Source organism: Massilimicrobiota sp. An105, assembly GCF_002161155.1.
GTDB lineage: Bacteria > Bacillota_I > Bacilli_A > Erysipelotrichales > Coprobacillaceae > Allocoprobacillus > Allocoprobacillus merdigallinarum.
In genome coordinates, this window is record NZ_NFLY01000027.1 from 13,158 (window position 1) to 36,728 (window position 23,571).

Genomic DNA, 23,571 nt, shown 5'->3' on the forward strand with positions numbered 1-23,571 from the left:
AATATTTTGACTATCATTTTTACAATGAAAAAACTTGTTTTTCAACAAGTTTAATCACTTAAATCTTCACCGTTAGAAGCAATGACTTTTTTATACCAATAGAAAGAATCTTTTCTATATCTATCTAAAGTTTTTAAATCGAATTCATCTCTATCCACATAGATAAATCCATAACGTTTAACCATACCTTCATGAGTAGAAATTAAGTCAACAGCAGACCATGGACAATATCCTAACATTTCACATCCATCACTGATTGCTAAACGAACTTGTGTTAAATGATCTTGGTAATATTTAATACGATATTGATCATGAACTTTTCCATCTTCTGTTAATGTATCATAAGCTCCTAAACCATTTTCAGTGACTAATAATGGTAAACGATATCTTGAGTACATTTCACGAATAGTTGCTCTAAATCCTTGAGGATCGATTTCCCAACCAAATTCAGTTGTTGGTAAGTTTGGATTTCTAAATCCTTTATACATACCAGTAATGCCTTTAGAAGTTTGTTGATCACTAGCACCAGATAAATCTTCAGTTCCATCAGACCACTGGCAAGTTGCTGTATTGTAATAGTTAAATCCAATGAAATCTGGATGTCCATTTTTCAATGCTTCTGCGTCACCTTCTCCAAATTCAGGTGTTGCATCATTTTCTTCTAACCAAGACCAAACAATGTTGTTGTAAACACCATAAACAGCCATATCTAAATATAACCAGTTTCTAATAGCGTTGAAGTTTTGTGCAGCTAAAATATCTTCTGGTTTACAGCTAGCTGGATAAACAAGTGAAATGTTTGGTGCAGGTCCAATTTTCGCTCCTGGTAACATTTCATGACATAATGCCATGGCTTTGGCCTGAGCAACTAACATATGATGGTTTTGTTGATAAATTTCTTTTAATTCATTTGTACATCCTTCAGGTAAATGAAGTGTTCCAATGACTGGTCCATTTAAAGTTAAGACGTTTTGTTCATTGATTGTTAACCAGTATTTGACTCTATCACCGAAGTTTTCAAACATGACTCTTGCAAAATTCACAAACCAGTCAACAGATTCTCTATTTCCCCAGCTACCTCTTTCATCTAATGCAGCAGGCATATCAAAGTGGAACATAGTCACTAATGGTTCAATACCATATTTTAAACATTCATTAATGACATTATTATAATATTCAATACCTTTAGGATTGACTTCACCAGTTCCTTGAGGCAAGATTCTTGTCCATGCAATAGAAAAACGGTAAGTTTTAAATCCCATTTCTGCCATTAAGGCAATATCTTCTTTATAACGATGATATTGGTCAGCACAGACAGTTAAATCTGATGTTCCTTCAGGAACTTTTTTAACATCCTGACAAGATGGCCCTTTTCCATCTTCTAAATTTGCACCTTCAACCTGATAGGCAGAAGTACTTGCACCCCAAAGAAAATCTTTAGGAAATGGTTTTAATGTTTTGTGTATCATAATTTCTCCTCCTCATACAAGCGTTATTATATCGAAAAGTTTTTTGAAATAAGAAATTTTCCAGAAGATGAAAAAAATTTTTATAAAATGAAAACTATTTGAAGAAGGTGTATTGAAAATTGATGATTTATCATGAATAATAGAGAAAGATGTGAAAATAATCAGATAAATTGAAAATGGGATGTTCAAAACAATATTTGATAAGAGGATAGAAATCATTTTCGATTTTAGACAGTAATGATTCATGGTTATATGGGAAATAGGAGGGAAAATAATGAATCAAGACAAAATTATCAATGAAATTATTCCACATTTTTTATGTGAGGGGAAATTATTAAAAATCATTCCTTTTGGCAATGGTCATATTAATGATACATATCGTTTATATTATCAGCTTGAAGATGGTCAGACACAATCTATGATTTTACAGAGAATGAATACATATGTGTTTCAAAGTCCTGACAAGTTAATGGAAAATGTTTTAAATGTCACTTCATTTTTAAAGAACAAAACAATTCAAAATGGAGGAGAACCTGAAAGAGAAACACTCACTGTGATTTTAACGGATCAGGATTTACCTTATTATCAGGATCATGACAATCATGTCTGGCGTATGTATGCCTTTATTGAAAATACAATGAGTTATGATTTGGTTGAAGATGAGAATATTTTTTATCAGAGTGCTTTAGCATTTGGAAAGTTTCAAAATTTGTTAGCTGATTATCCTGCTGATACGCTCTATGAAACAATTCCAGATTTTCATGATACAAGAAAGAGATATGATGCTTTTATAAAAGCAATGCAAGAAGATTGTATGCAAAGGGCTCAAGGTGTATCAAAAGAGATTGCGTTTGTTATTGAACACGAACATTATGTAGATCGCTTTAATGAAGCATTACAAAAAGGAGAAGTTCCTTTAAGAGTGACACATAATGATACCAAATTAAATAATATATTATTTGATTGTGATCAGCATCAGGCTGTATGTATTGTGGATTTGGATACAGTGATGCCTGGACTTGTGATGAATGATTTTGGAGATGCTATTCGTTTTGGCGCAAGTACAGCTTTAGAAGATGAAAAAGATTTATCTCAGGTTGCATGTGATATGCATTTATTTGAAGTTTATACAAAAGGTTTTATTGAAGGAACACAAGGAAAACTCACACCTCAGGAAGTAGAATTGCTGCCTTTAGGTGCTTTAATGATGACATTAGAATGTGGTATTCGTTTTTTAACTGATTATCTACAAGGTGATGTTTATTTCAAAACTGATTATCCTGAACATAATTTGATTCGTTGTCGTACACAATTTCAATTAGTCAGTGATATGGAAAAGAAATGGGATCAGATGACAGCTATTGTGCATCAATATGCCTACGTTCACCAATAATACACTTCTTTATGGGATAATGATTGTAAGGAGGGAAGACAATGGTTGGTTTTGAGATGGGATTGGAAACAGGTGGTTATGATATGATGTTTACATTGGTTGCGTTATTGATTTTGGGCATGATTTTTGTGATTATCATCAGAGGGATTCAACAATGGCATCATAATAATCAATCACCTAGACTTACAGTGAATGCTAAGGTTGTTTCTAAACGTACCAACGTCTCTTTTCATCATCATGGTCATGATCATGGCGTGACATCATCAACAACTTATTATGTGACTTTTGAAGTGAAAAGTGGAGATCGTTTAGAATTTGTAGTGAACGGACGTGAATATGGTTTTCTAGTGGAAGGTGATTATGGGGAACTCACTTTTCAGGGAACACGCTATATAGAATTTATTAGAACATAAAAAAGGGATAAAGCCCATCTAGGCTATCCCCTGTTAAGTCGTTAAAGAAATATGTATATTCCTACCAGGAAGCTGGTAGGAATATTTTTATGCTTAGGCATATAATTCAGTTTTATATGGAAGTAAAAATAATAGGACAAGATTACATTAAATGGATCTTAGAATTTTGGTTGTAGAAAATATTTTATTCATGATGTTATAAATGAAAATAGATAATATAAACATGATGAATGCACAACATATGAGTATGATTAAAGAATACACCATGATTTGTATATTCAACATCTTTAATATCGCATAGCTTATCAATAAGATTATATAAGCAATGAAAATGGGTAAAGCATATTGTGATAATTCTTTAATGATATACTGTTTTCGTATTTCTTGAACGGAGATTCCATTGCTTTCCAATAATACTTGTGAAAATCTCAAATGATAAGAGTCAATCATTTTAAGTAAGATGATTGAAATCAAGACAATCGTACATATAAAAATCATCAAGGAATTGGTAAGTTGTTCGCTCATATTTTTGACATCTAATAAAGCGAGTATTTCCATTTGACTGTTTAATAATTTGTCATCATATAGATTATGAAGGGCTTCTAAGCTTTCAAGATAAAACTGCTTATCATCCAGTGATACTAAGGCAAATGATGATTGAATTGGGGAATCATCCTTATAGCTGTAAATATCTAGATAATCTTCATAAGGAAGATAGATGACTCTTGCCAGCTTTGAACCAAATTTATAATCTGGAAATGATTTATCCAATTGATAATCTGGTTGAATTGTAAAACTTTTTCCTTCAACTTCAATCTCTATGGCCTGATCTTTTGTATCTCTATATGTTTCATAATTAATATAGACACCTGTGTGACTGTCATTATGCAATGACTGCTTAATTCCTCGAGTAAAGAAATCACTTTCTAGATAAGGACATATCAGATATTGATTGTCACTCATCAGTGGTAATACTCTTTTGACTGATTTGATAGTGGGTAAGCCTTCCATTTCTCTTAGCATTGTGCCACTTATCTTTCCATCCATCTCTATAACCAGTTGTGAGCTCTTGTATTCTTCTACTTTTTGGTTCAATTGCTTTTGATAATACTGTAAATACATACCACAAAATGTACTTATAAATAAAATGAATGTTAAAAAGACTTGAAAGATTCTATGTTTCCATTGATTCTTTTTGAATTCACATTTATAAAAATAAGGAAGCTTCTTAAAAAGATATTTGCCTTTGCTTTGATTGAGTGTTTGTTCATGATGATTGAAATCAGCCTTTTTTAAACAGTGTATCTGTTGATTCTTGATTTCATAAAGATTATCACAGGCTGAATATAATATACTATCATGAGAAGCGATAAGAATCGTTTTATGATAACGATTTTTTAATAAATCTAGAATTTTTAAGAATTCTTTTCTGTTATCTTCATCCAGATAGGATGTAGGTTCATCCATAAATATATAGGGAGTATCTTTCATCAAAGCACAAATAATAGATAAACGCTGTCTTTCTCCACCGGATAAATGTTCAATATCTGTATGATCATCTAAAAATAATTCCAGATCTGTCAGATACTGTCTTGCCTTTTCTTCATCAAATACTTCTTGTGTGAAACTTGAAAAAAAGCGAATATTTTCCATTAAGTCCATACTGTTAAATAAAGGTATATTTTGAAAAACAAAGGCAATCTTATGACGTTGAATATCTCTGATATCATCTTTGCTTAATGTCTGAACATCTTTCCCATCAAAGATATAATCCATTTGACTTTGATGACATAAAAAGGCCATATCATATAATAAACTGCTTTTTCCTGAGCCACTGGCTCCTGAAAGAAGAGTTATCTGATGATCTTGAATGCATAGTTCTCCATTCTTGATTAGTTCTTTGTCAAATGATAGTGAAATATTTTTAAGTTCCAGCATTGCTCATTCACACCTTTCATTAGATTTTGGATTGATCATAAGATTGGGTCTTATTTTCTTTTGAAAGTTACATAAGAAATTGTCTGCATTATAAACAATAATACAAAACATATTCCTAAGACTGCCATGTACTGGCTGACAACAAAATCATATCTCTCTATGTCAATATATATCCATAAGAGACCACCTATCATAATACTTATAAAGTAAATCAAATTATCTAAAAATAGACTTTTTTTAATCAGCTTATCCTGTATTCCATTATCTTCCAATAGTTTGAATTCCTTCTTTCTTGATTTCATCAGGAAGTATTGAATCGTAAGTATTGCAATCAATCCTATACCACAGATAGCACCAAAGCCTAGCAACTTCGATTGAAAGGCTTGCTTATTCAATTGACTCAATTGATAAGATTCCATATACATGGAATAGACATCATACTTATCATCCATTTCCAGAATAGAATTATAAGCATCGAAAACACAATCTTCATCTACAAACAATACATATTCATTGATGACATAGGGTTCTGGTGATACCTGTTTAGAAAGAACATTATCTATATAATAGCTTGAGATGACTTCTTCATTTTCATCTCGATGGTTTATGATATCCATCAGTTTCTCATAAGGTATATATATGATCGTTTCAACAGCTGGTGTTTCATAGGCCTCACTTTCTCCAAGAACCTTATCAACCTGAAATTCCATATTTCTGAGTGTATATGTTGTACTTCGATATTCTTGCCCGTTTTCCTTTACATATTGATCTTTAGGCACATAAAAGTTGGCCTTGATGGTATCACCTTCTTGAATATCATAGGTCTGTGACATCCAGTAGCTTATATAGACACCATCATCATGATCATTAAAATCATTGCCTTCATAATAAGGAAAGATTTGAGGTGCACTGCTACCAAAATCACTGACCGAATAGGTATTTGATTTTCCATTTTCTTTGACGACTGTTAAATCTTGACTATCTTCCGTATTTCCCGGATTGGTTGTTGTCAATGCGTAGAATTTCTTAATATCTTTAACACCATCCAACTGTTTGATTTTATTCAGTTCACTTTCACTAAAAGGTCTTGACCAATCATTATCTACAGATGGTACATAATTCCATACCAGATCTCCTTCCCTGTGCCTGATATACAGCATCTCTTTCGAAGATTGATTTGTTGTTAGAGGATTAACATATGAAGCACTAAAAAAGGAATCAATAATCAAAGAAGATTGGATGAGAATAAAAATGGAAATAGCAATTACTCCAATATATTGGATCCACTGGATAGGACTCTTGTATCTAAAATATCTGATAAATGAAAACTGATGATGCCTTGTTGAAACATTTTGAATTTCCTGTTGATCATCAATATCTTTCTTTTGACAAAGAAATGCGTGATTTTCTAGCTTGTATATCACATGACAGATATCCAATATTTCTGGTGTATGAGTAGTCAATATGATTGTTTTATCTTTTAATGAAAGTAATAATTCTTTTAGTAAATCAATATTTTTTTTATCCAGCGATGCTGTTGGTTCATCCAAAATAATAATATCTTTATCACAAAATAATGCTAAAGCAATTAACAATCTTTTTCTTTCTCCAATAGAGAGAATACTTGGTAACTTATTGATGTTAATGTTGTATAAATTCACTTTCTCTAGATATTGGTTCATAGTATTTGCATCAACTTTTTCTTTTTTCATTTCTGCATAGAATTGAAAATGTTGTTTGATTGTCATATTTGGAAAAAAGCTTCCTAACTGATCTACATAAGCAACATGATTTCTCACGAAATCATCCTTCTCAAGAACTTCTACATTATTGTAATACATTTTGGACTGTACATACGTTGAATCATGTATGATACTTTTCAAAAATGTTGTTTTACCACTGCCACTTTTACCTACAATGGCATGTATAGATGAATCATAAAATTGAATGTCAGCATTATTGAATAATGTTCTTTCAAAAGCAATATGAATATTTTTAATTTCCAGCATAATGAATCTCCTTTATTTTTATGATTTATTTTAAAAAAATCAAGGCAAGATAGCCTTGACCAATTAGTCTCACAATCTTTATATTATTTTTGTGACTTCAGTTTTCTTGAATTCATTATACCACACAAATTTTTTAATAAAAAGTTCTTCAGACTATCAACAAACAGATTGTTTATCAACAGTCTGAAATATATGTTATAACAAATATATTATGTATAGGAGGTCATGAAGATGAAGAATAGATCTAATGTATCAAGGGTTGTTATTGTTGGAGATAATTTCATAGATAGTGAACATGTTCTATTTTCATTTTATGGGAGAGTTAATTCAATTTGAGATGAGTATAAAAAATCCTACCAGTTTATTGGTAGGAATACATATATTTAATCTTGTTGCATATTTTCCCATTGTTCAAGAAGCTGATCAAGTTGTGTATGACCATCATCAATTTTTTGAACGACTTCATTATATTTTTTATAATCATTGAGTACGTCTTCTTCCTGTAATTGAAGATTCCATTCTTTGATTTGATTTTCTAGTGTAGAAATTTCTTTTTCAATTTTTTTGATTTGATTTTGATGTTTACGTTGTAAAGATTGGGCTTTTTTATTTTCAATATAAGATGTATTATTTTTTTCTTTGGTTTCTTTTACTTTTATTTTGTGATCCATATATTGAGAATAATTACCACTATAAATATGACTGCCATGAGCATCCATTTCTACAACTTTTGTAGCGAGTTTATTAATAAAATAACGATCATGACTAATAAAGAGAATTGTTCCTTCAAATGAAAGTAAAGCATCTTCTAAGACTTCTTTAGATTCAATATCTAAATGATTGGTTGGTTCATCTAAGATCAGGAAATTACAGCGAGATAATAATAATTTCATTAAGACAACACGACCACGTTCTCCACCTGATAAAACATCAATTGTTTTAAAAACATCATCCCCTTTAAATTGAAAAGAAGCACAGGCATTTCTAATCTGTGTGTTATTCATTTGTGGGTATGTATCACTGATTTCCTGAAAAATCGTTTTATTGAAAGATAATGATGTGTGTTCCTGATCATAATATCCAATCATGACTTTGCTGCCTAATTTGATTTTACCAGCCGTTGGGACATAATCATTCAAAATCAGATGAAACAATGTTGTTTTTCCAATACCATTTGGACCAATTAAAGCAACACGTTCTTGTTTTTTAACTTCAAAATTAATGTGTTCAAAAAGTGGTTTATCAAATGCCATGGCTAAATCTTTCACTTTAAGTACATCATATCCTGATTCTACCAATGGTTGAAATTGGATACGTATCGCTTGTGGCAGGGCATCTGGTTTTTCAACTTTTTCCATCTTAGCTAAAGCTTTTTCTTTGCTTTCTGCACGTTTGACTTGTTTTTCACGATTAAATGATTTTAATAAATCAATACTTTCCTGCATACGTTTGATTTCTTTTTGATTATCAATATAATGTTTTAATTCTACTTCACGATTATGTTTTTTAATAATTGCATATTCTTGATATGAACATTTATAAGTTGTAGCTTTGCCATGTTCAATTTCAACAATCTGATTAGAAATCTGATCAATGAAATAACGGTCATGGGAAACCATAATAATCGCATGAGGATAATTTTTTAAATAGTTTTCCAGCCATTCAATGGATTCAACATCTAAATGATTGGTAGGTTCATCCAATAATAAAAGATCTGGTTTTAATAAAAGAAGTCTACCTAAAGCAATACGTGTTTTCTGTCCACCAGACAAAATAGAAATAGGCATTTCCCACATAGATTCATCGAAACCTAAACCTTTTAAAACACCTTTGATTTGACTTTGATAGCTATAACCATCATTATGTTCAAATTCATATGTTAAGCGTTCATATTCATCCATAATAGCATCTAATTGTTGACTCGTTGACATCTGCACTTCAAGTTCACGAAGACGTTTTTCTGTTTCAATAAGAGGCAAAAAGACATCTTCGAGAGCCTGATAAATAGAAAATTCTGGATTTAATGTATTATGTTGAGATAAATAGCCTATTTTGGTATTTTTAGGCATAAAGATTTCACCACTGTCATAGCTTTCTTCACCACAGATGATTCTAAGCAGTGTGGTTTTTCCTGCCCCATTGACACCAATAATAGCCAGTTTATCATGATTTTCAATTTTAAAAGTAATATCTTTGAGCAAGTCTGTTCCTTGGAATGACTTTTTTAAAGATGAACAAGCTAATATCATTTTGATCACCTCGTTCATTGTAACATACATCATTGAAAAGATAAACTGTAAAAGTTATAGTTGATTGTTTAAACATAACCTTGTATAATTGTATACAATAAGTGAAGGAGTGGTTAAAAATGAATTTAGCATATAAGGTTTTACAGGCACATTTAAAAGAGGGAGAATTAATTCCTGGAACTCCAATCTGTATTGGAATTGATCAGACATTGACGCAAGATTCTACTGGAACAATGGCTTATTTACAGTTAGAAGCTATGGATACAGGGAAAGTTGCAGTTGAAAAGGCAGTAGCTTATATTGATCACAATATGTTACAGACGGGGTTTGAAAATATGGATGATCATGAGTTTATTCGCAGTGTTGCGAAAAAACATGGGATTACTTTTTCAAAACCAGGGAATGGTGTTTGTCATCAGTTACAGTTAGAAAACTTTTCAAAACCAGGGAAAACGCTGGTTGGAAGTGATTCACATACACCAACATGTGGTGCTATGGGAATGATTGCGATTGGTGCAGGGGGATTGGATGTTGCAGTTGCGATGGCAACAGGAAAATATTATTTACAATGTCCAAGTGTGATTCAGGTTCATCTGACAGGTAAAAAAGCACCTTGGGTGAGTGCTAAAGATATCATTTTAAAAATTTTACAGTTATTAAGCGTAAAAGGTGGCGTGAATAAGATTGTAGAGTATACAGGTGAAGGAATTGCTTCTTTATCATTAACAGATCGTGCCACAATCTGTAATATGGGAGCTGAACTTGGTGCAACAACATCTATTTTTCCAACCGATGCAAGAACTTTAGAATATTTAAAACAACAGGGTAGAGAAGCTGATTATGTGGAAATGAAAGCTGATGAAGATGCCCAATATGATGAACGCTTAGATATTGATATGTCTACGCTTGAACCAATGGTAGCCAAACCTCATAGCCCAGATGCTGTGGTGAGTGTTAAGGAACTGGAAGGTATGCATATCAATCAGGTTGTCATTGGATCATGTACGAATTCATCATTTGCTGATATGATGCGTGCGGCCAAAATTTTAAAAGGTAGAAAAGTGGCAGATCATGTTTCATTGGTTATTGCGCCAGGATCTTCAAGTATTTTAGCTATGTTGTCACAAAATGGAGCTTTGGCAGATATGATTCATGCGGGAGCCAGAATTCTTGAATGTGGTTGTGGTCCTTGTATTGGGATGGGGCAGGCACCTCTTTCTCAAGGGATTTCTTTAAGAACAATCAATCGTAACTTTAAAGGACGTTCTGGAACAAATGACGCTGGTGTTTATCTGGTTTCACCAGAAATTGCTGCCTTGTCTGCTGTTAAAGGATATCTATCATGTGAATTTGAAGAAGATATGTATTTAGATGAAGTTCCATCAACACCATTTATTAAAAATGAAAACTTTTTTATCAATGAATATGATCCAGATACAAAAGTCTATATGGGACCTAATATTAAACCAGTTCCTCGTGGTGAAAAACTATCAGCTGATATTCAAGGAAAAGTTGTGTTAAAAGTAGGAGATAATATTTCAACTGATCATATTGTTCCTTCAGATTCAAAATTATTACCATTCCGTTCTAATGTTCCACATTTGGCTAAATTTGCTTTTTCAAAAGTGGATGATCAGTTCTATACAAGAGCTATGGAAAATCATGGTGGATTTATCGTCGGTGGTGATAACTATGGACAAGGATCTTCAAGAGAACATGCGGCTTTGGTACCGAATTATTTAAAGATTAGAGCTATTTTTGCTTTATCATTTGCAAGAATTCATCGTTCTAATTTGATTAATAATGGTATTTTACCGATTGTGATTGATCAGAAAGGTTATGATTTCTTTAATGAAGAAGATGACTATATTTTATTAAATGTCAAAGAATCTGTAGAAAATGATCAACCGATTATAGTTCAAAATCAACGTACAAAAGAAACTTTATCAACGCAGTTGGCTTTAGCACCAAGAGAAAAAACAATGATTTTACAAGGTGGATTGTTGAATGCGATTAAAGAATTAGGAGGGGATTTTTAATGAAAGCTGTATTAATTCCAGGTGATGGGATTGGACCAGAAATTGCCAAAAGTGTTGAAGCTTTAACAACAGCCATGAATTTAGATATAGAATGGGTGAAATATCGTGCGGGGGCTGAGTATGCCAAAGAAACTGGAGACGTTTTTGAACCTGGACTTGTTGAAGCCATTGAACAATATAAATGGGCATTGAAAGGCCCAACAGCAACACCTATTGGAACAGGATTTAGAAGTGTCAATGTGGCATTAAGACAAAAGTTTGCGACTTATGCCAATGTTAGACCAATCCGTTCATTCAAGGGAATCAATTCTAGATATGATGATATAAATTTGGTCATCATTCGTGAAAATACAGAAGATTTATATAAGGGGATTGAATATAAACTGAATGAAAACATAGCCAATGGTGTCAAATTGATTACCAGAGAAGCCAGTGAAAAAATTTGTCGTTATGCCTTTGAATATGCGAAAATCAATAGTCGTCATAAAGTGACAGCTATTCATAAAGCCAACATCATGAAATATACAGATGGTCTTTTCCTGGAAGCTTTTAGAGATGTTGCCAAGTGTTATCCTGATATTGAAGCGCAGGAAGTCATTGTAGATAATATGTGTATGCAACTCGTTTTAAGACCTGAAACTTTTGATGTTCTGGTTGCACCTAATTTATATGGTGATATTGTTTCTGATTTGTGTGCTGGATTAGTTGGTGGATTAGGTTTTGCACCTAGTGGTAATATTGGAGATGAATATCGTATTTATGAAGCTGTTCATGGTAGTGCCCCAGATATTGCAGGTCAAAATATCGCCAATCCAAGTGCATTATTATTAGCTTTTGCGTTGATGTTGGAAGATTTGGGAAAGATCGAAGCGGCAAATGCTTTAAGAATGGCATTATCAAAAGTTGTTGAAAAACAGGAAACTGTTACACCTGATATTGGTGGACATGCTTCCACTACTGAATTTGTAGACGCCATTATAAAAGAATTATAGGAGGGAAACATATGCCGTCACATAGTTTATTTGAACATGTAACACATGGCTCTTTGGGAAATAAAATATTTGATATTTTAAGAGATCGCATTTTAAATGAAGAATATGAACATGGGCAAAAATTAAATGAATTGGCTTTAGCTAATGAATTAAAAATCAGTCGTACACCTATTAGAGAAGCTTTAAAACAATTAGAGTTAGAAGGATTGGTTGAAAGTATTCCTAATAAAGGTGTTTATGTCAAGGGATTTTCACCACGAGATATTGATGATATGTTTGAAATTCGTTGTGCTTTAGAAGGCTTAGCGATTCAACTGGCTATTGATAGAATGGATGAAGAACATTTAGCTAAAATTAAAGATGTGTTTGAATTGATGGAATTTTATACTGCAAAAAAAGATCAGGAAAAAATTAATGATTTGAATATTTTGTATCATGAAACAATCTATCAGGCAACACAATCTCAATATTTTGAACAGCTGTTAAAAGATGTGCATTATTATGTTTCTGTCACAAGTCGTCATTCTATTACCCAGCCTGAAAGATTGGAAACAGCTATTCAGGAACATCGTGCTATTTTAAATTCTATTGTGGCTGGTGATAAAGAATTAGCAAAAGATACGATTCAAAAACATATTAGAAAGACACAAACGCTTGTTCGTGCTTATTATGCGAATAAGAAAAAGAAAAATAATAAAGTGAATGATTGAGTTTGAAAATTCTTTTTCATGTCATATAAATCATCTCATAAAACATTTGTGAAGATACGATGATAAGTATCTTCTTTTTTTAATAAAATAAGCATGAAAAGACTGATGAATGATATAGGGAAAGAAACTCTTTTCAATAAATGAAAATAATAAGCAAAATAAATGATTTGATATTATACTTATCATTAAGGATAAAGGAGGATTGATTATGGAAAAGAAACCGGTAAAAATTGTAACAATTGGTGGAGGAAGTAGCTATACTCCAGAATTGATGGAAGGATTTATCAAGAGATATGATGAACTTCCAATTAGAGAAATTTGGCTAGTTGATATCGAAGATGGAAAAGAAAAACTAGAAATTGTTGGTGCTATGGCTCAACGTATGTGGGATGCATCTCCTTATGATGTCAAAGTGCATTTGACTTTAGATCGTAGAGAAGCATTGAAAGATGCAGACTTTGTCACAACTCAATTTAGAGTAGGTTTATTGAATGCCCGTGTCAAAGATGAAAGAATTCCATTTTCATATGGTATGTTAGGTCAGGAAACAAATGGAGCTGGAGGAATCTTTAAAGCTTTCAGAACAATTCCTGTCATCTTAAGCATTGTCGAAGACATGAAAGAATTATGTCCAGATGCATGGTTGATTAACTTTACAAATCCAAGTGGAATGGTCACAGAAGCTGTCATGAAATATGGAAAATGGAATAAAGTGATTGGATTATGTAATGTTCCAGTAGGTGCAATGATGGCTGAACCTGAAACAATTGGAAAAACATTAGATCAGTTAACATATAAGTTTGCAGGATTAAATCATTTCCACTGGCATAAAGTTTATGATGAACATGGAAATGAAGTCACTCAACAAATCATTGATGCAATGTATGAAGGAAAAGATGGAGGAATTCCTGCGAATATTCATGACATTCCTTTCTTTAAAGAACAGCTTGATACAATGCAAATGATTCCTTGTGGATATCATAGATATTACTATCGTCAAGAAGAAATGTTGAAACATGGTCTTGAAGAATACAGTACAATTGGAACAAGAGCACAACAGGTCAAACTGACAGAAGAAGAATTGTTTGAATTGTATAAAAACCCTGAATTGGATCATAAACCAGAACAGCTTGCTAAACGTGGAGGAGCACATTACAGTGATGCAGCATGTGAAACAATCGCATCTATCTATGCGAATAAGAATACACATATCGTTGTCACAACAAGAAATAATGGAGCTGTCCCAGATTTACCACCAGAAGCAGCAGTAGAAGTTTCAGCATATATTGGAGCAACGGGCGCAAAAGCGATAGCATTTGGACCATTCCAGCCAGCAGAAAGAGGATGGCTACAATGCATGAAGAACATGGAATGGTGTGTAGAAGAAGCCGCAGTCACAGGAGATTATGGAAAGGCATTACAAGCATTTATCCTTAATCCACAGATTCCATCAGGAGCTACAGCAAAGAGAGTATTAGATGAATTATTATTGGCACATAAAAAATACTTACCACAGTTTGCTTCTAAGATTGCTCAGCTTGAAGCAGAAGGTGTCACAATTAAAGATGATGTCGCAAGAGAATTAACTGAAAAAGGTTTATAATTAAGATGAAAAAGGCTATAAAGAATGGAAAGTTCTTTATAGTTTTTTTATGGATAAATATTTATTTTAGAAAGATATGTTTTTTTACTTTTTTATCCTGAAAAAAAGAAAAATGTCAAAATATTGCGTATATATAAGTAGAGGGGTCTTGAGTATCATTCCTTAAATATCTAGGAGATTGAAACTATAAAAAATAAAAGGAGGAATGATCAAAATGAATCAGGAATATCTTGAATTTGTGAAAACATGGAAAGTTACTGATGCTGAAATGGAAAGAAATCTAAAAAATGCTTTATTTTTACGAGTGAGGTTTCATGCTAGTATATTAGATAGTAGCCTGTCATATGTTAATGGGAAGAGGAAAAATTTCTGAAATTTATGTTATTTTCACATGTGAACAGAATGTTCTAGAAACAGTCAACTAAAATGCTATTTTAAGCATTGATATTAAAAATGATACACATCAATGGAAAGAATACATAAAACTTCAATATATAAAAAAGTAATAAAATGAAGAATAGTATGCTATAATAAAGAAAGGAAGGAGCGTGTTTATTATGGATTTATCATTGGATAAATTTAAGAAACAGGGAAATGATTATCTTGTTCCAGAAGATGTTTTCAAAGAGCTTATCAAGATTTATAAGACAAATGTTTATCTTACACAGATGGATAAAAGAATTGAAGACATTAAAAGTGGAAAAAGGCAATCATATTCTGAAGAAGAATTTTTAGATGCTCTTGAAGGTCAAGGTCTATAATGTATCGAATAATTATAGATGAAAGTGTAAAATTATTTATAGAAGAAAATAAAATAAATGCATCAAGATATTTGAAAAGTATGTTTGAAGTTTTAAAAACTTTTCCAAAAAGTGGGATGCCCTATGTGGGAAGTGCTGCCTATAGAACATATGAATTAGCAAAATGTAAATTAAGTGTACTGTATAAGGTAGATGAAATTGATTCTACAATATATATTGTTGATATGAAATTAACCACAACAAGTATTGATTTTAAAGTGAATAAATAATTCAGATAACAGTAATCATATGATGTGATTACTGTTTTTTTTTTTTTTTTTGAAATCGTGATGGAAAAATCAATTGAGAACAACGATATGGCTGAATTAAGATATCATGAATGGAATGTGGATAAAGCTATAAAAATAAATGGTAGCAGAAGTTGGAGTGAATTGATAGAACAGGCCTTTAAATTCGATGATGAGTACAATCGTTTAATGCTAGAAAATTGAAAGCATATTGATGAAGATATAGGTAAGTAGTCGTTAATCGTATGTAAGATGTGTGAATGTATTTCTTCAAACAAAGATAATAGAAGAATGATGAAAAAGAAATAGTTTACCGGTAATAGTAGACTAAATCAATGATTTTATTTTTAATGTATAAATATCTGTGTTCATATGAGTTTATACCATAATATTTACTATCAGCAAATATTATGGTATATTTGTTTTAGAAAGATATGTTTTTTAACTTTTTTTATCCTGAAAAAAAGAAAAATGTCAAATTAATGCGTATATAGATAAGTGAAGGGTTTTAGATTATCATTCCTTAAATATCTAGGATATTGAAACTATAAAAAAATCAAAGGAATGGTTAAAATGAATCAGGAATATCTTGAATTTGTGAAAGCATTAAGACCTATTGATGATATCTTTATGAAAGTTATCTTCAATGATCCCCGCTGCATTAAATTATTATTCAATATCATTTTTGAGGAAGATATTTCCATTACAAAATGGCATATTCAGGATGAATACAGAAATCTTCATGGTAGAACGGTCATTATGGATATAGTAGCTTCAACAGAGAATGGGAATATTATTGATGTGGAAATGGAAAGAAGTCTAAAGAATGCTTCACCCTTAAGGGCGAGGTTTCATGCCAGCATATTGGATAGCAGTCTGTCATATGTTAATGAGAAGTGGGAAAAGTTACCTGAGATTTATGTTATTTTCATATGTGAAAAGGATGTTCTAGAAACAAACAGATTGAAAAATCATATCCAGAGGTATGGCGAAGATGGAAAAGCATTTGAAGATAAGGTACATATCATTTATATGAATGCCACCAAGGAAGATGAAACACCCCTAGGGAAGCTGATGCATGATTTAAGATGTGAAAATCATGAAGATATGTATTATGAGGTTTTAAAAGAAAGAGTCAGATATTTTAAACAGGAAAAAGGAGGAAAGAAAATTATGTGTGATATGATGGAAAAATTAGAAAAACGAGGTGAAATGAAAAGTCTTATTCAAATTCTGTTGAAGAAATTTCCAGGCATGAATTTTGAATGGGTCAAGGAGTGCAATGAACAGCAGATAGAGAAAATCCAAGATCATATCTTAATGAATATCAGCTATGAAGAATTTTATCACTTGATTCACTCATAAGTGAAAATGTAAAATAAATATTTATGGTTTTCTATGAGTTGATACTATTATGAGAAAGATAATCGTTGAATGATAGAAAATGATTATCTTTTTTATCTTATGATTTTATATTCTTTTTGAATATTGAGTATTAAAAAGTGAACATCATATTTTTATTGTGAAAGATTGACAAGAGAGTAAAATAGAGGTAGGGAGGGGAATAAAATGAATATCATAACAATTGATCATGTGACAAAGGATTATGGATGTCAACGTGGTATTTTTAATATGAGTTTTCAAATCAAACAAGGAGAAACACTGGGATTTTTAGGACCTAATGGTAGTGGGAAGACAACAACGATTCGACATTTGATGGGATTTATGAAACCAGATAGTGGCATTGTTCAAATTCATGGTTTAGATTGTTTTCAGGATGCTGCTCAGATTCAAAAAATGGTAGGTTATCTGCCAGGTGAAATGTCATTTATTGATGATATGACAGGAATAGATTTTATTCAACTGATTGCTAAACTGAAGGGAATGCAAGATTTGAGTTATGCTTATGAATTGATGCAATTTTTAGAATTGGATGCAAAAGCTCCAATCAAACGTATGTCTAAAGGAATGAAACAGAAGATAGGTTTAGTCATAGCATTTATGCAAAATCCGCCAATCTTGATTTTAGATGAACCTACAAGTGGACTTGATCCATTAATGCAATTAAAGTTTGTAGAATTGATGAAACAATTCAAACAACAGGGAAAGACAATTCTTATGTCTTCACATATTTTTGAAGAGATTGAAAATATATGTGATCGTGTGGTTATTATTAAAGCTGGTCAAATTGTAGCTATTGAAGATATGGAAAAACTTAAACATAATCGTTATAAACATTATGAAATTCAATTCAGTTCATTACAGGAAGCAAACTTATTTATGAAAAAATATCCTGATGCCAGGCAAAATGAATGTTATGTGTCTTTAATGCTTCAAGGACATATTGATGATTTTATTAAAGATTTATCTCATTATAAGGTGAATGATTTAAATATTCGCTCACAATCATTAGAAGAAATCTTTTTACAATATTATGGGGAGTGATGGTAGATGTCTTGGACTTTATATCAAAAAGAATTAAAATCAAACTATAAAATTCTTTTGCTTTTTCTTGTTGTGATAACGATGTATTCAAGCATTATTATTGCTATGTATGATCCAGATATGAATAGTAGTCTGGAAATATTAGCAAAATCTATGCCACAAATTTTTGCGGCATTTGGTATGATGAACATAGCGACAACACTTTTAGATTTTATTACAAATTATCTATATGGATTTATACTTATTGTTTTTCCTTTTTTATTAAGTGTGATCTTATGTTATCGTTTGATTGGTCAATATGTAGATCATGGATCTATGGCTTATTTATTGGCAACACCTTTAAGTCGCCAACAGTTCATGATGACACAGCTGATGGTTTTATTAACAGCATTGGTCATTGTTGTTATATATGCTTTTGGATTTATTTCTATTTATGCCTGGTTGATGGTTAAAGATGCGAGTATAGATATGATTTCCTTTTTATCTGTTAATATAGGATTGTTAGGTATCCATTGTTTATTGGGAAGTTTATGTTATCTATCTTGTGCTTTGTTTAATGAAGCTAAGTTATCTATTGGCTTTGGTGCTGGATTAGGTATTGTGTTTATTTTAATTCAAATGTTATCTGATGTCAGTCAACAATTTGAAATTCTTAATTATTTGACACCCTTAACTTTATTTGATCCTCAAAGTTTATCGAGTGGAGAATATCAGGCATTTGTTTATGTATTTATACTTTTTGTGAGTGCTTTGTTGTTGTTTGGGATTGGACAATGTCTTTTTAAAAAACGTGATTTACCATTATAGGCATATATGTTGTGCCTATGATGGTTTTTCTATATAATGAAGACAAAGGTGGGATATTTGTGAAAGTATTAGTTATTGGTGGTAGTTATTTTTTAGGACGTGTTTTAACCATGTCTTTATCAAAGCAATGGGATATGACATTGGTTAATAGAGGACATTATTCTATGAAAGATTATGGTGTCTTGGAATATATTTTGGATCGTCATGATTTGGATGCCTGGCAAAAATTACCAAAAGAAGATTATGATGCGGTTATTGATTTGTGTGCTTATCAAAAAGGAGATATTCAAACAGTGATTCAGTCCTTTCCTGGTCAGATTCGTCATTATATATTGATCAGCACTGTTGATGTGTATCAGCGTCAAACAGGTCTTGACAAAGATGAACAGCATCCCCTTGAAACACGTCAGTTTGAAGGAGAAACAGGGGCTTATATTTTAGGAAAAGTTCAATTAGAACAAGAATTACAGTCATTATCAAAAGAATATCATATTCCTTATACCATTTTAAGACCAGGCAATATTTATGGTCCATTCAATTATGCACCTAGAGAATCTGTATTGATTGAAAGAGCAGTGAAAGGATGGCCTCTATTTTCAATTAAGGATGCTCAGTGTACTTTTCAGCTTGTCTATGTGAAAGATGTTGTCAGTGCGATTGAAAAAGCTGTTGAAAAGAAAGCTTATAATACTATTTATAATGTTATTAATGATGAACAAGTGACTTATTCTATTATGAATGAAATTCTTAAAACTTGTCAGCCTGATGTCAGTATAGAAGAACATTCTTTAGTTGAAGCCATTGAACAACAATATCCATTGCCATACCCTATTTTTCAAGAAGAAATGGAATCTTATAATGGACAAAAGATTGTTCAAGAATTAGGTTTATCTTATACCCCATTAAAAGTCGGATTAAGTAAGACTTATCAGGCTTTTTATCCAGTCTTTAGTCAAAATGAAAAACGATGAGATTTTGATTCTCATCGTTTTCTTTTACATATCTTGAATAGTTTGTTTGACAAGTTTCACAAGATTGATTTCAGCCTGATTGGCAGCTTCCATGACTTCCTGATGATTTAATTCGCTATTTCCTAAACCAGCCGCTTTATTTGTCACAAGTGAAATACCTAAAGTTGTCATACCAGAATGTCTAGCGACAATCGCTTCAGGAACTGTAGACATTCCAACCATGTCTGCACCAATTGCTTTTAAAGCACGAATTTCAGCAGGTGTTTCAAACATTGGACCTTTAAAGAAACAATAAACACCTTCTTTAAGAGAAACATTTGTTTTTTGGGCTGCTTTTTTTGCAATTTCCTGTAAATGTTTTGAATAGACTTCTGTCATATCTTTAAAGCGTGGACCAAATTCATCTAAGTTAGGGCCACGTAATGGACTAGGTGCCATAAATCCAATATGATCTGAAATTAAAGTGATTTGTCCAGGATTTAAATCTTCTCTAATTCCACCACAAGCATTTGTAACAAATAAATAAGGAATGCCTAGTTTCGCAAATACACGAATAGGTAATGTCACAACATCCATATCATGCCCTTCATAATAGTGAAAGCGTCCTTTCATGGCACAGACTGTTTTTCCAGCAATGGTACCAATATAAAGTTTTCCTTCATGTCCAGGAATAGTAGAAACTGGAAAATGAGGAATATCCTGATAATCAATAATGATTGGATTTTCAATTTCATCAGCCAATGGACCTAAACCAGATCCTAAAATAATCGCAATATCAATTTTCCCATGATAGCGAGAATGGATATATTCATAAGCTTCATTAATTTTTGTATACATAACTCTCCTCCTTGTTTTCATTATAAACAAACTGTGCATGAAAAAAAAGACCTTTTTGAGGTCTTTAGTCAGCATTTAAGATTGCTGCCTGTGTATATGTTCTTTGAGTTAATTCATTATTTAATGAATAAAGTGATTTAGGATCATGACCAAACAATTCAAATTGTGTTAATAAGTCAGTTGCATTTTTTTCTTCTTCACCTTGTTCAGAGACATACCAGTCTAAGAATTTCATTGTACGATAATCTCTCACTTCATATGCAGCATCATAGATTGTATGAATTAAACTTGTGACATATTGTTCATGTTCTAACCCATATTTTAATGGATCATCAAGATGATTTAATTCTTTATCAGGTTTATCAATAGCAGATAATGTTACAGCATAATCATTATCCTGTAAATATTGAAGAATACCCATAGCATGATCCATTTCTTCTTTAGCTTGAATATTATACCAGTTGGCATAACCATTTAAGCCCTTATGCGTATAAAAATTAGCAAAATCCAAATATAAATAGGCAGAATACATTTCTTTATTAATTTGTTCATTTAATAAATCAGCAACTTTTTGATCTAACATTTTTTCATTCCTCCTTATATGTCTCATTATATACCTGATAGAATACAAAAACAATGTTCAACATTTAAGATTATGGACTTTTTGAATCAAAATTTGATACAATATATATAAGAAGGTGAGGCTATGAATTTTAAAGAGGATTTTAGACTAAAATCAATTGAACTTAATGAAAAAAGAGTCATACGTGATGCCATTCATGATTATATTCATGTTGATCATTTGATTATCTGGCGTTTGATTAATTCTAAGGAAATGCAAAGGCTTCGAAGAATCAAACAATTAGGAGGAACTTATCAGGTTTTTCAAAGTGCAGAACATTCAAGATTTGTCCATTCTTTAGGTGTGTATCAGGTTGTCAGACGCATGTTAGAAACAGAGTGTTTAACAAATGCTTTAAGTGATTATGATAAGCTTTGTGTGATGTGTGCGGGATTACTGCATGATATCGGACATGGTCCATTTTCTCATTCTTTTGAAGGTGTTTTTGAAGAAAATCATGAAGATATGACAGTCAGAATGATTTTAGAAGAAAGTGAAGTTCACGATATTCTCGTATCGTTATATACACAACTACCACAAGATGTCGCAAGTATTATTCAACATACACATCCTAATCGCATTTTAATTCAAATGGTATCCAGTCAGTTAGATGCTGATCGTATGGATTATTTATTAAGGGATTCTTATATGAGTGGAACGACTTATGGACATTTTGATATGTCACGTATTTTGCGTACAATGCGCATTCGTGATGGGAAAATTGTGTATAAAGAATCTGGAGTTCAAGCTATTGAAAATTATATTCTAGCAAGATACCATATGTACTGGCAAGTGTATTATCATCCGACAGCTCGTAGTTATGAACATCTTCTACAAAGCATTTTTCAAAGAGTCAAAGATTTATACTATGATGGTTACGTTTTCCAGACCCATTTACATTATTTAATTCCCATGTTGGAACACCGTTTTCAGGTCAGTGATTTTGTTGATTTAGATGAAGCCGTTATTTTATATTATTTTAAAGAATTTACACGTGAAAAAGATTTCATTTTAAGTGATCTGTCATCAAGATTTTTAAATCGTCATTTATTTAAATATCAACAATTGAAAAGTCAAAAAGACCTCATGGCTATCAAAGCAATTGCCCAAGCCAAAGGATATCATCCGGATTATTATATTGTCAGTGATAATCAAAAACAAATTCCATATTTGCATTATGGTGAAAGTGGAGAATTAAGTGAAATTGAAATTTTAGATAGTGAAGGGTGTCTATCACCATTACCAATGAAATCTGAGATTGTTTCAGCTATCTTAAATTCAAAACGTTTTAAATCAGATCAAAAAGTATTTTTCCCAAAGGAGATTAAAGATGAACTATCAATTTTTTAATAAGCTTCCTGAAGAAGCAAAAATGATTAGAGAAAAAGTCTTTGTTGAAGAACAGGGATTTCAAAATGAATTTGATGAACAAGATGAACATAGTTGGCATCTGGTTATTTATGATTATCGTACACCTGTAGGATGTGCTCGTATGTTTGATGAAAAGGGAGATATTGTTTTTGGGAGAATCGCAGTGATTCCAGAAAAACGACATAAACATTTAGGAAGTTATATCTTACATGAATTAGAAAAGAAAGCCAGAGAACTTGGTTATCCAAAAGCTAAACTTTCAGCCCAGGTAAGTGCTATGGGATTCTATGAAAAGAACGGTTTTCAAGTATATGGTGAGGAATATTTAGATGAATTTTGTCCTCACATTCATATGGAAAAAAGATTATAATATGTGTCATTGTCAATGAACCGTTGTTCATTGACTTTTTTGAAAAATAAAATCATTTCAATATATAGAAACTATATATCAATGTTTTATATACCACAATATTTACTATCAGCAAATATTGTGGTATATTTGTTTTAGAAAGATATGTTTTTTAACTTTTTTATCCTGAAAAATTTAACTTCAGTTAAATGTTGGTAATTGATTTTAACTCCATAAAAACGGTGTTAAAGCCCTTTAAAATAAAACATGATATTTTCATCAGTGCTATACTTATATCGAGGTGAA

The 23,571-nt window shown here is 31.7% G+C and carries 22 protein-coding genes; 16 read left to right on the top strand and 6 right to left on the bottom strand.

Annotated features, from left to right (window positions below; all coding sequences use genetic code 11):
• Window positions 1-50 precede the first annotated feature (50 nt).
• Window positions 51-1,469, bottom strand: coding sequence for a glycoside hydrolase family 1 protein (locus B5E48_RS08490; RefSeq protein ID WP_087304757.1), 1,419 nt, complete (start codon window positions 1,467-1,469; stop codon window positions 51-53).
• Between the two features lie 274 nt (window positions 1,470-1,743).
• On the opposite strand from B5E48_RS08490, the gene B5E48_RS08495 reads away from it, so the two are divergent.
• Both B5E48_RS08495 and B5E48_RS08500 read left to right on the top strand, forming a co-directional pair.
• Window positions 1,744-2,862 carry a phosphotransferase enzyme family protein gene (locus B5E48_RS08495; protein WP_087304758.1) on the top strand — a complete coding sequence of 373 codons (1,119 nt, stop codon included), beginning with the start codon at window positions 1,744-1,746 and terminating at the stop codon, window positions 2,860-2,862.
• A 41-nt stretch (window positions 2,863-2,903) separates the two neighbouring features.
• Window positions 2,904-3,275 (top strand): DUF2500 domain-containing protein, encoded by a 372-nt coding sequence (locus B5E48_RS08500; RefSeq protein WP_087298078.1) that lies wholly within the window; start codon window positions 2,904-2,906, stop codon window positions 3,273-3,275.
• Between the two features lie 147 nt (window positions 3,276-3,422).
• Here the strand turns inward: B5E48_RS08500 and B5E48_RS08505 are convergent, their stop codons facing one another.
• The 3 genes from B5E48_RS08505 to abc-f all read right to left on the bottom strand — a co-directional run bounded on the left by B5E48_RS08505 (window position 3,423) and on the right by abc-f (window position 9,471).
• Complete coding sequence (locus B5E48_RS08505) at window positions 3,423-5,213, bottom strand: ATP-binding cassette domain-containing protein (protein ID WP_087304759.1); 1,791 nt, start codon at window positions 5,211-5,213, stop codon at window positions 3,423-3,425.
• A 50-nt stretch (window positions 5,214-5,263) separates the two neighbouring features.
• Window positions 5,264-7,222, bottom strand: coding sequence for an ATP-binding cassette domain-containing protein (locus B5E48_RS08510; protein WP_087304760.1), 1,959 nt, complete (start codon window positions 7,220-7,222; stop codon window positions 5,264-5,266).
• 383 nt (window positions 7,223-7,605) lie between these two features.
• A complete protein-coding gene (gene abc-f / locus B5E48_RS08515; protein ID WP_087304761.1) occupies window positions 7,606-9,471 on the bottom strand; it encodes a ribosomal protection-like ABC-F family protein in 1,866 nt (621 codons plus the stop codon).
• Between the two features lie 119 nt (window positions 9,472-9,590).
• On the opposite strand from abc-f, the gene B5E48_RS08520 reads away from it, so the two are divergent.
• The 12 genes from B5E48_RS08520 to B5E48_RS08565 all read left to right on the top strand — a co-directional run bounded on the left by B5E48_RS08520 (window position 9,591) and on the right by B5E48_RS08565 (window position 20,086).
• Window positions 9,591-11,510: an aconitate hydratase gene (locus B5E48_RS08520; RefSeq protein WP_087304762.1), complete on the top strand. Its 1,920-nt coding sequence runs from the start codon at window positions 9,591-9,593 to the stop codon at window positions 11,508-11,510.
• On the top strand, window positions 11,510-12,502 hold the full coding sequence (locus tag B5E48_RS08525) for an isocitrate/isopropylmalate dehydrogenase family protein (RefSeq protein ID WP_087304763.1): 993 nt from the start codon (window positions 11,510-11,512) through the stop codon (window positions 12,500-12,502). The genes B5E48_RS08520 and B5E48_RS08525 overlap by 1 nt, the downstream gene beginning before the upstream one ends.
• Window positions 12,503-12,513: 11 nt before the next feature.
• Entirely contained in the window at window positions 12,514-13,212 is a 699-nt protein-coding gene (locus tag B5E48_RS08530) for a GntR family transcriptional regulator (RefSeq protein WP_087243457.1), read from the top strand.
• A gap of 208 nt (window positions 13,213-13,420) precedes the next feature.
• Window positions 13,421-14,815 (top strand): 6-phospho-beta-glucosidase, encoded by a 1,395-nt coding sequence (locus B5E48_RS08535; RefSeq protein WP_087304764.1) that lies wholly within the window; start codon window positions 13,421-13,423, stop codon window positions 14,813-14,815.
• A gap of 214 nt (window positions 14,816-15,029) precedes the next feature.
• On the top strand, window positions 15,030-15,188 hold the full coding sequence (locus B5E48_RS13610) for a hypothetical protein (protein ID WP_158097274.1): 159 nt from the start codon (window positions 15,030-15,032) through the stop codon (window positions 15,186-15,188).
• Window positions 15,189-15,372: 184 nt separating this feature from the next.
• Window positions 15,373-15,576 carry a hypothetical protein gene (locus B5E48_RS08540; protein WP_087304765.1) on the top strand — a complete coding sequence of 68 codons (204 nt, stop codon included), beginning with the start codon at window positions 15,373-15,375 and terminating at the stop codon, window positions 15,574-15,576.
• Window positions 15,576-15,845: a hypothetical protein gene (locus tag B5E48_RS08545; RefSeq protein ID WP_087304766.1), complete on the top strand. Its 270-nt coding sequence runs from the start codon at window positions 15,576-15,578 to the stop codon at window positions 15,843-15,845. Before B5E48_RS08540 ends, B5E48_RS08545 begins: the two co-directional genes overlap by 1 nt.
• Before the next feature lie 87 nt (window positions 15,846-15,932).
• On the top strand, window positions 15,933-16,067 hold the full coding sequence (locus B5E48_RS13960; RefSeq protein ID WP_255376271.1) for a hypothetical protein: 135 nt from the start codon (window positions 15,933-15,935) through the stop codon (window positions 16,065-16,067).
• A gap of 369 nt (window positions 16,068-16,436) precedes the next feature.
• Window positions 16,437-17,228, top strand: a complete 792-nt coding sequence (locus tag B5E48_RS08550) for a PD-(D/E)XK nuclease family transposase (protein ID WP_158097275.1) — start codon at window positions 16,437-16,439, stop codon at window positions 17,226-17,228.
• A 204-nt stretch (window positions 17,229-17,432) separates the two neighbouring features.
• The gene (locus B5E48_RS08555; protein WP_087304768.1) at window positions 17,433-18,308 is read left to right on the top strand and encodes an ABC transporter ATP-binding protein; all 876 of its coding nucleotides are present in this window, start codon (window positions 17,433-17,435) and stop codon (window positions 18,306-18,308) included.
• Window positions 18,309-18,314: 6 nt separating this feature from the next.
• Entirely contained in the window at window positions 18,315-19,115 is an 801-nt protein-coding gene (locus tag B5E48_RS08560) for an ABC transporter permease subunit (protein ID WP_087304769.1), read from the top strand.
• Between the two features lie 59 nt (window positions 19,116-19,174).
• On the top strand, window positions 19,175-20,086 hold the full coding sequence (locus B5E48_RS08565) for an NAD-dependent epimerase/dehydratase family protein (RefSeq protein ID WP_158095535.1): 912 nt from the start codon (window positions 19,175-19,177) through the stop codon (window positions 20,084-20,086).
• Window positions 20,087-20,110: 24 nt separating this feature from the next.
• Here B5E48_RS08565 and B5E48_RS08570 read toward each other — a convergent pair whose 3' ends face one another.
• Together B5E48_RS08570 and B5E48_RS08575 are read right to left on the bottom strand one after the other, a co-directional pair.
• On the bottom strand, window positions 20,111-20,923 hold the full coding sequence (locus tag B5E48_RS08570) for a purine-nucleoside phosphorylase (protein ID WP_087304770.1): 813 nt from the start codon (window positions 20,921-20,923) through the stop codon (window positions 20,111-20,113).
• 64 nt (window positions 20,924-20,987) lie between these two features.
• Window positions 20,988-21,506: a ferritin gene (locus B5E48_RS08575; protein ID WP_087243450.1), complete on the bottom strand. Its 519-nt coding sequence runs from the start codon at window positions 21,504-21,506 to the stop codon at window positions 20,988-20,990.
• A gap of 123 nt (window positions 21,507-21,629) precedes the next feature.
• On the opposite strand from B5E48_RS08575, the gene B5E48_RS08580 reads away from it, so the two are divergent.
• Together B5E48_RS08580 and B5E48_RS08585 are read left to right on the top strand one after the other, a co-directional pair.
• Complete coding sequence (locus B5E48_RS08580; protein WP_087304771.1) at window positions 21,630-22,895, top strand: HD domain-containing protein; 1,266 nt, start codon at window positions 21,630-21,632, stop codon at window positions 22,893-22,895.
• Window positions 22,876-23,286, top strand: a complete 411-nt coding sequence (locus B5E48_RS08585; protein ID WP_087304772.1) for a GNAT family N-acetyltransferase — start codon at window positions 22,876-22,878, stop codon at window positions 23,284-23,286. Before B5E48_RS08580 ends, B5E48_RS08585 begins: the two co-directional genes overlap by 20 nt.
• Window positions 23,287-23,571 lie beyond the last annotated feature (285 nt).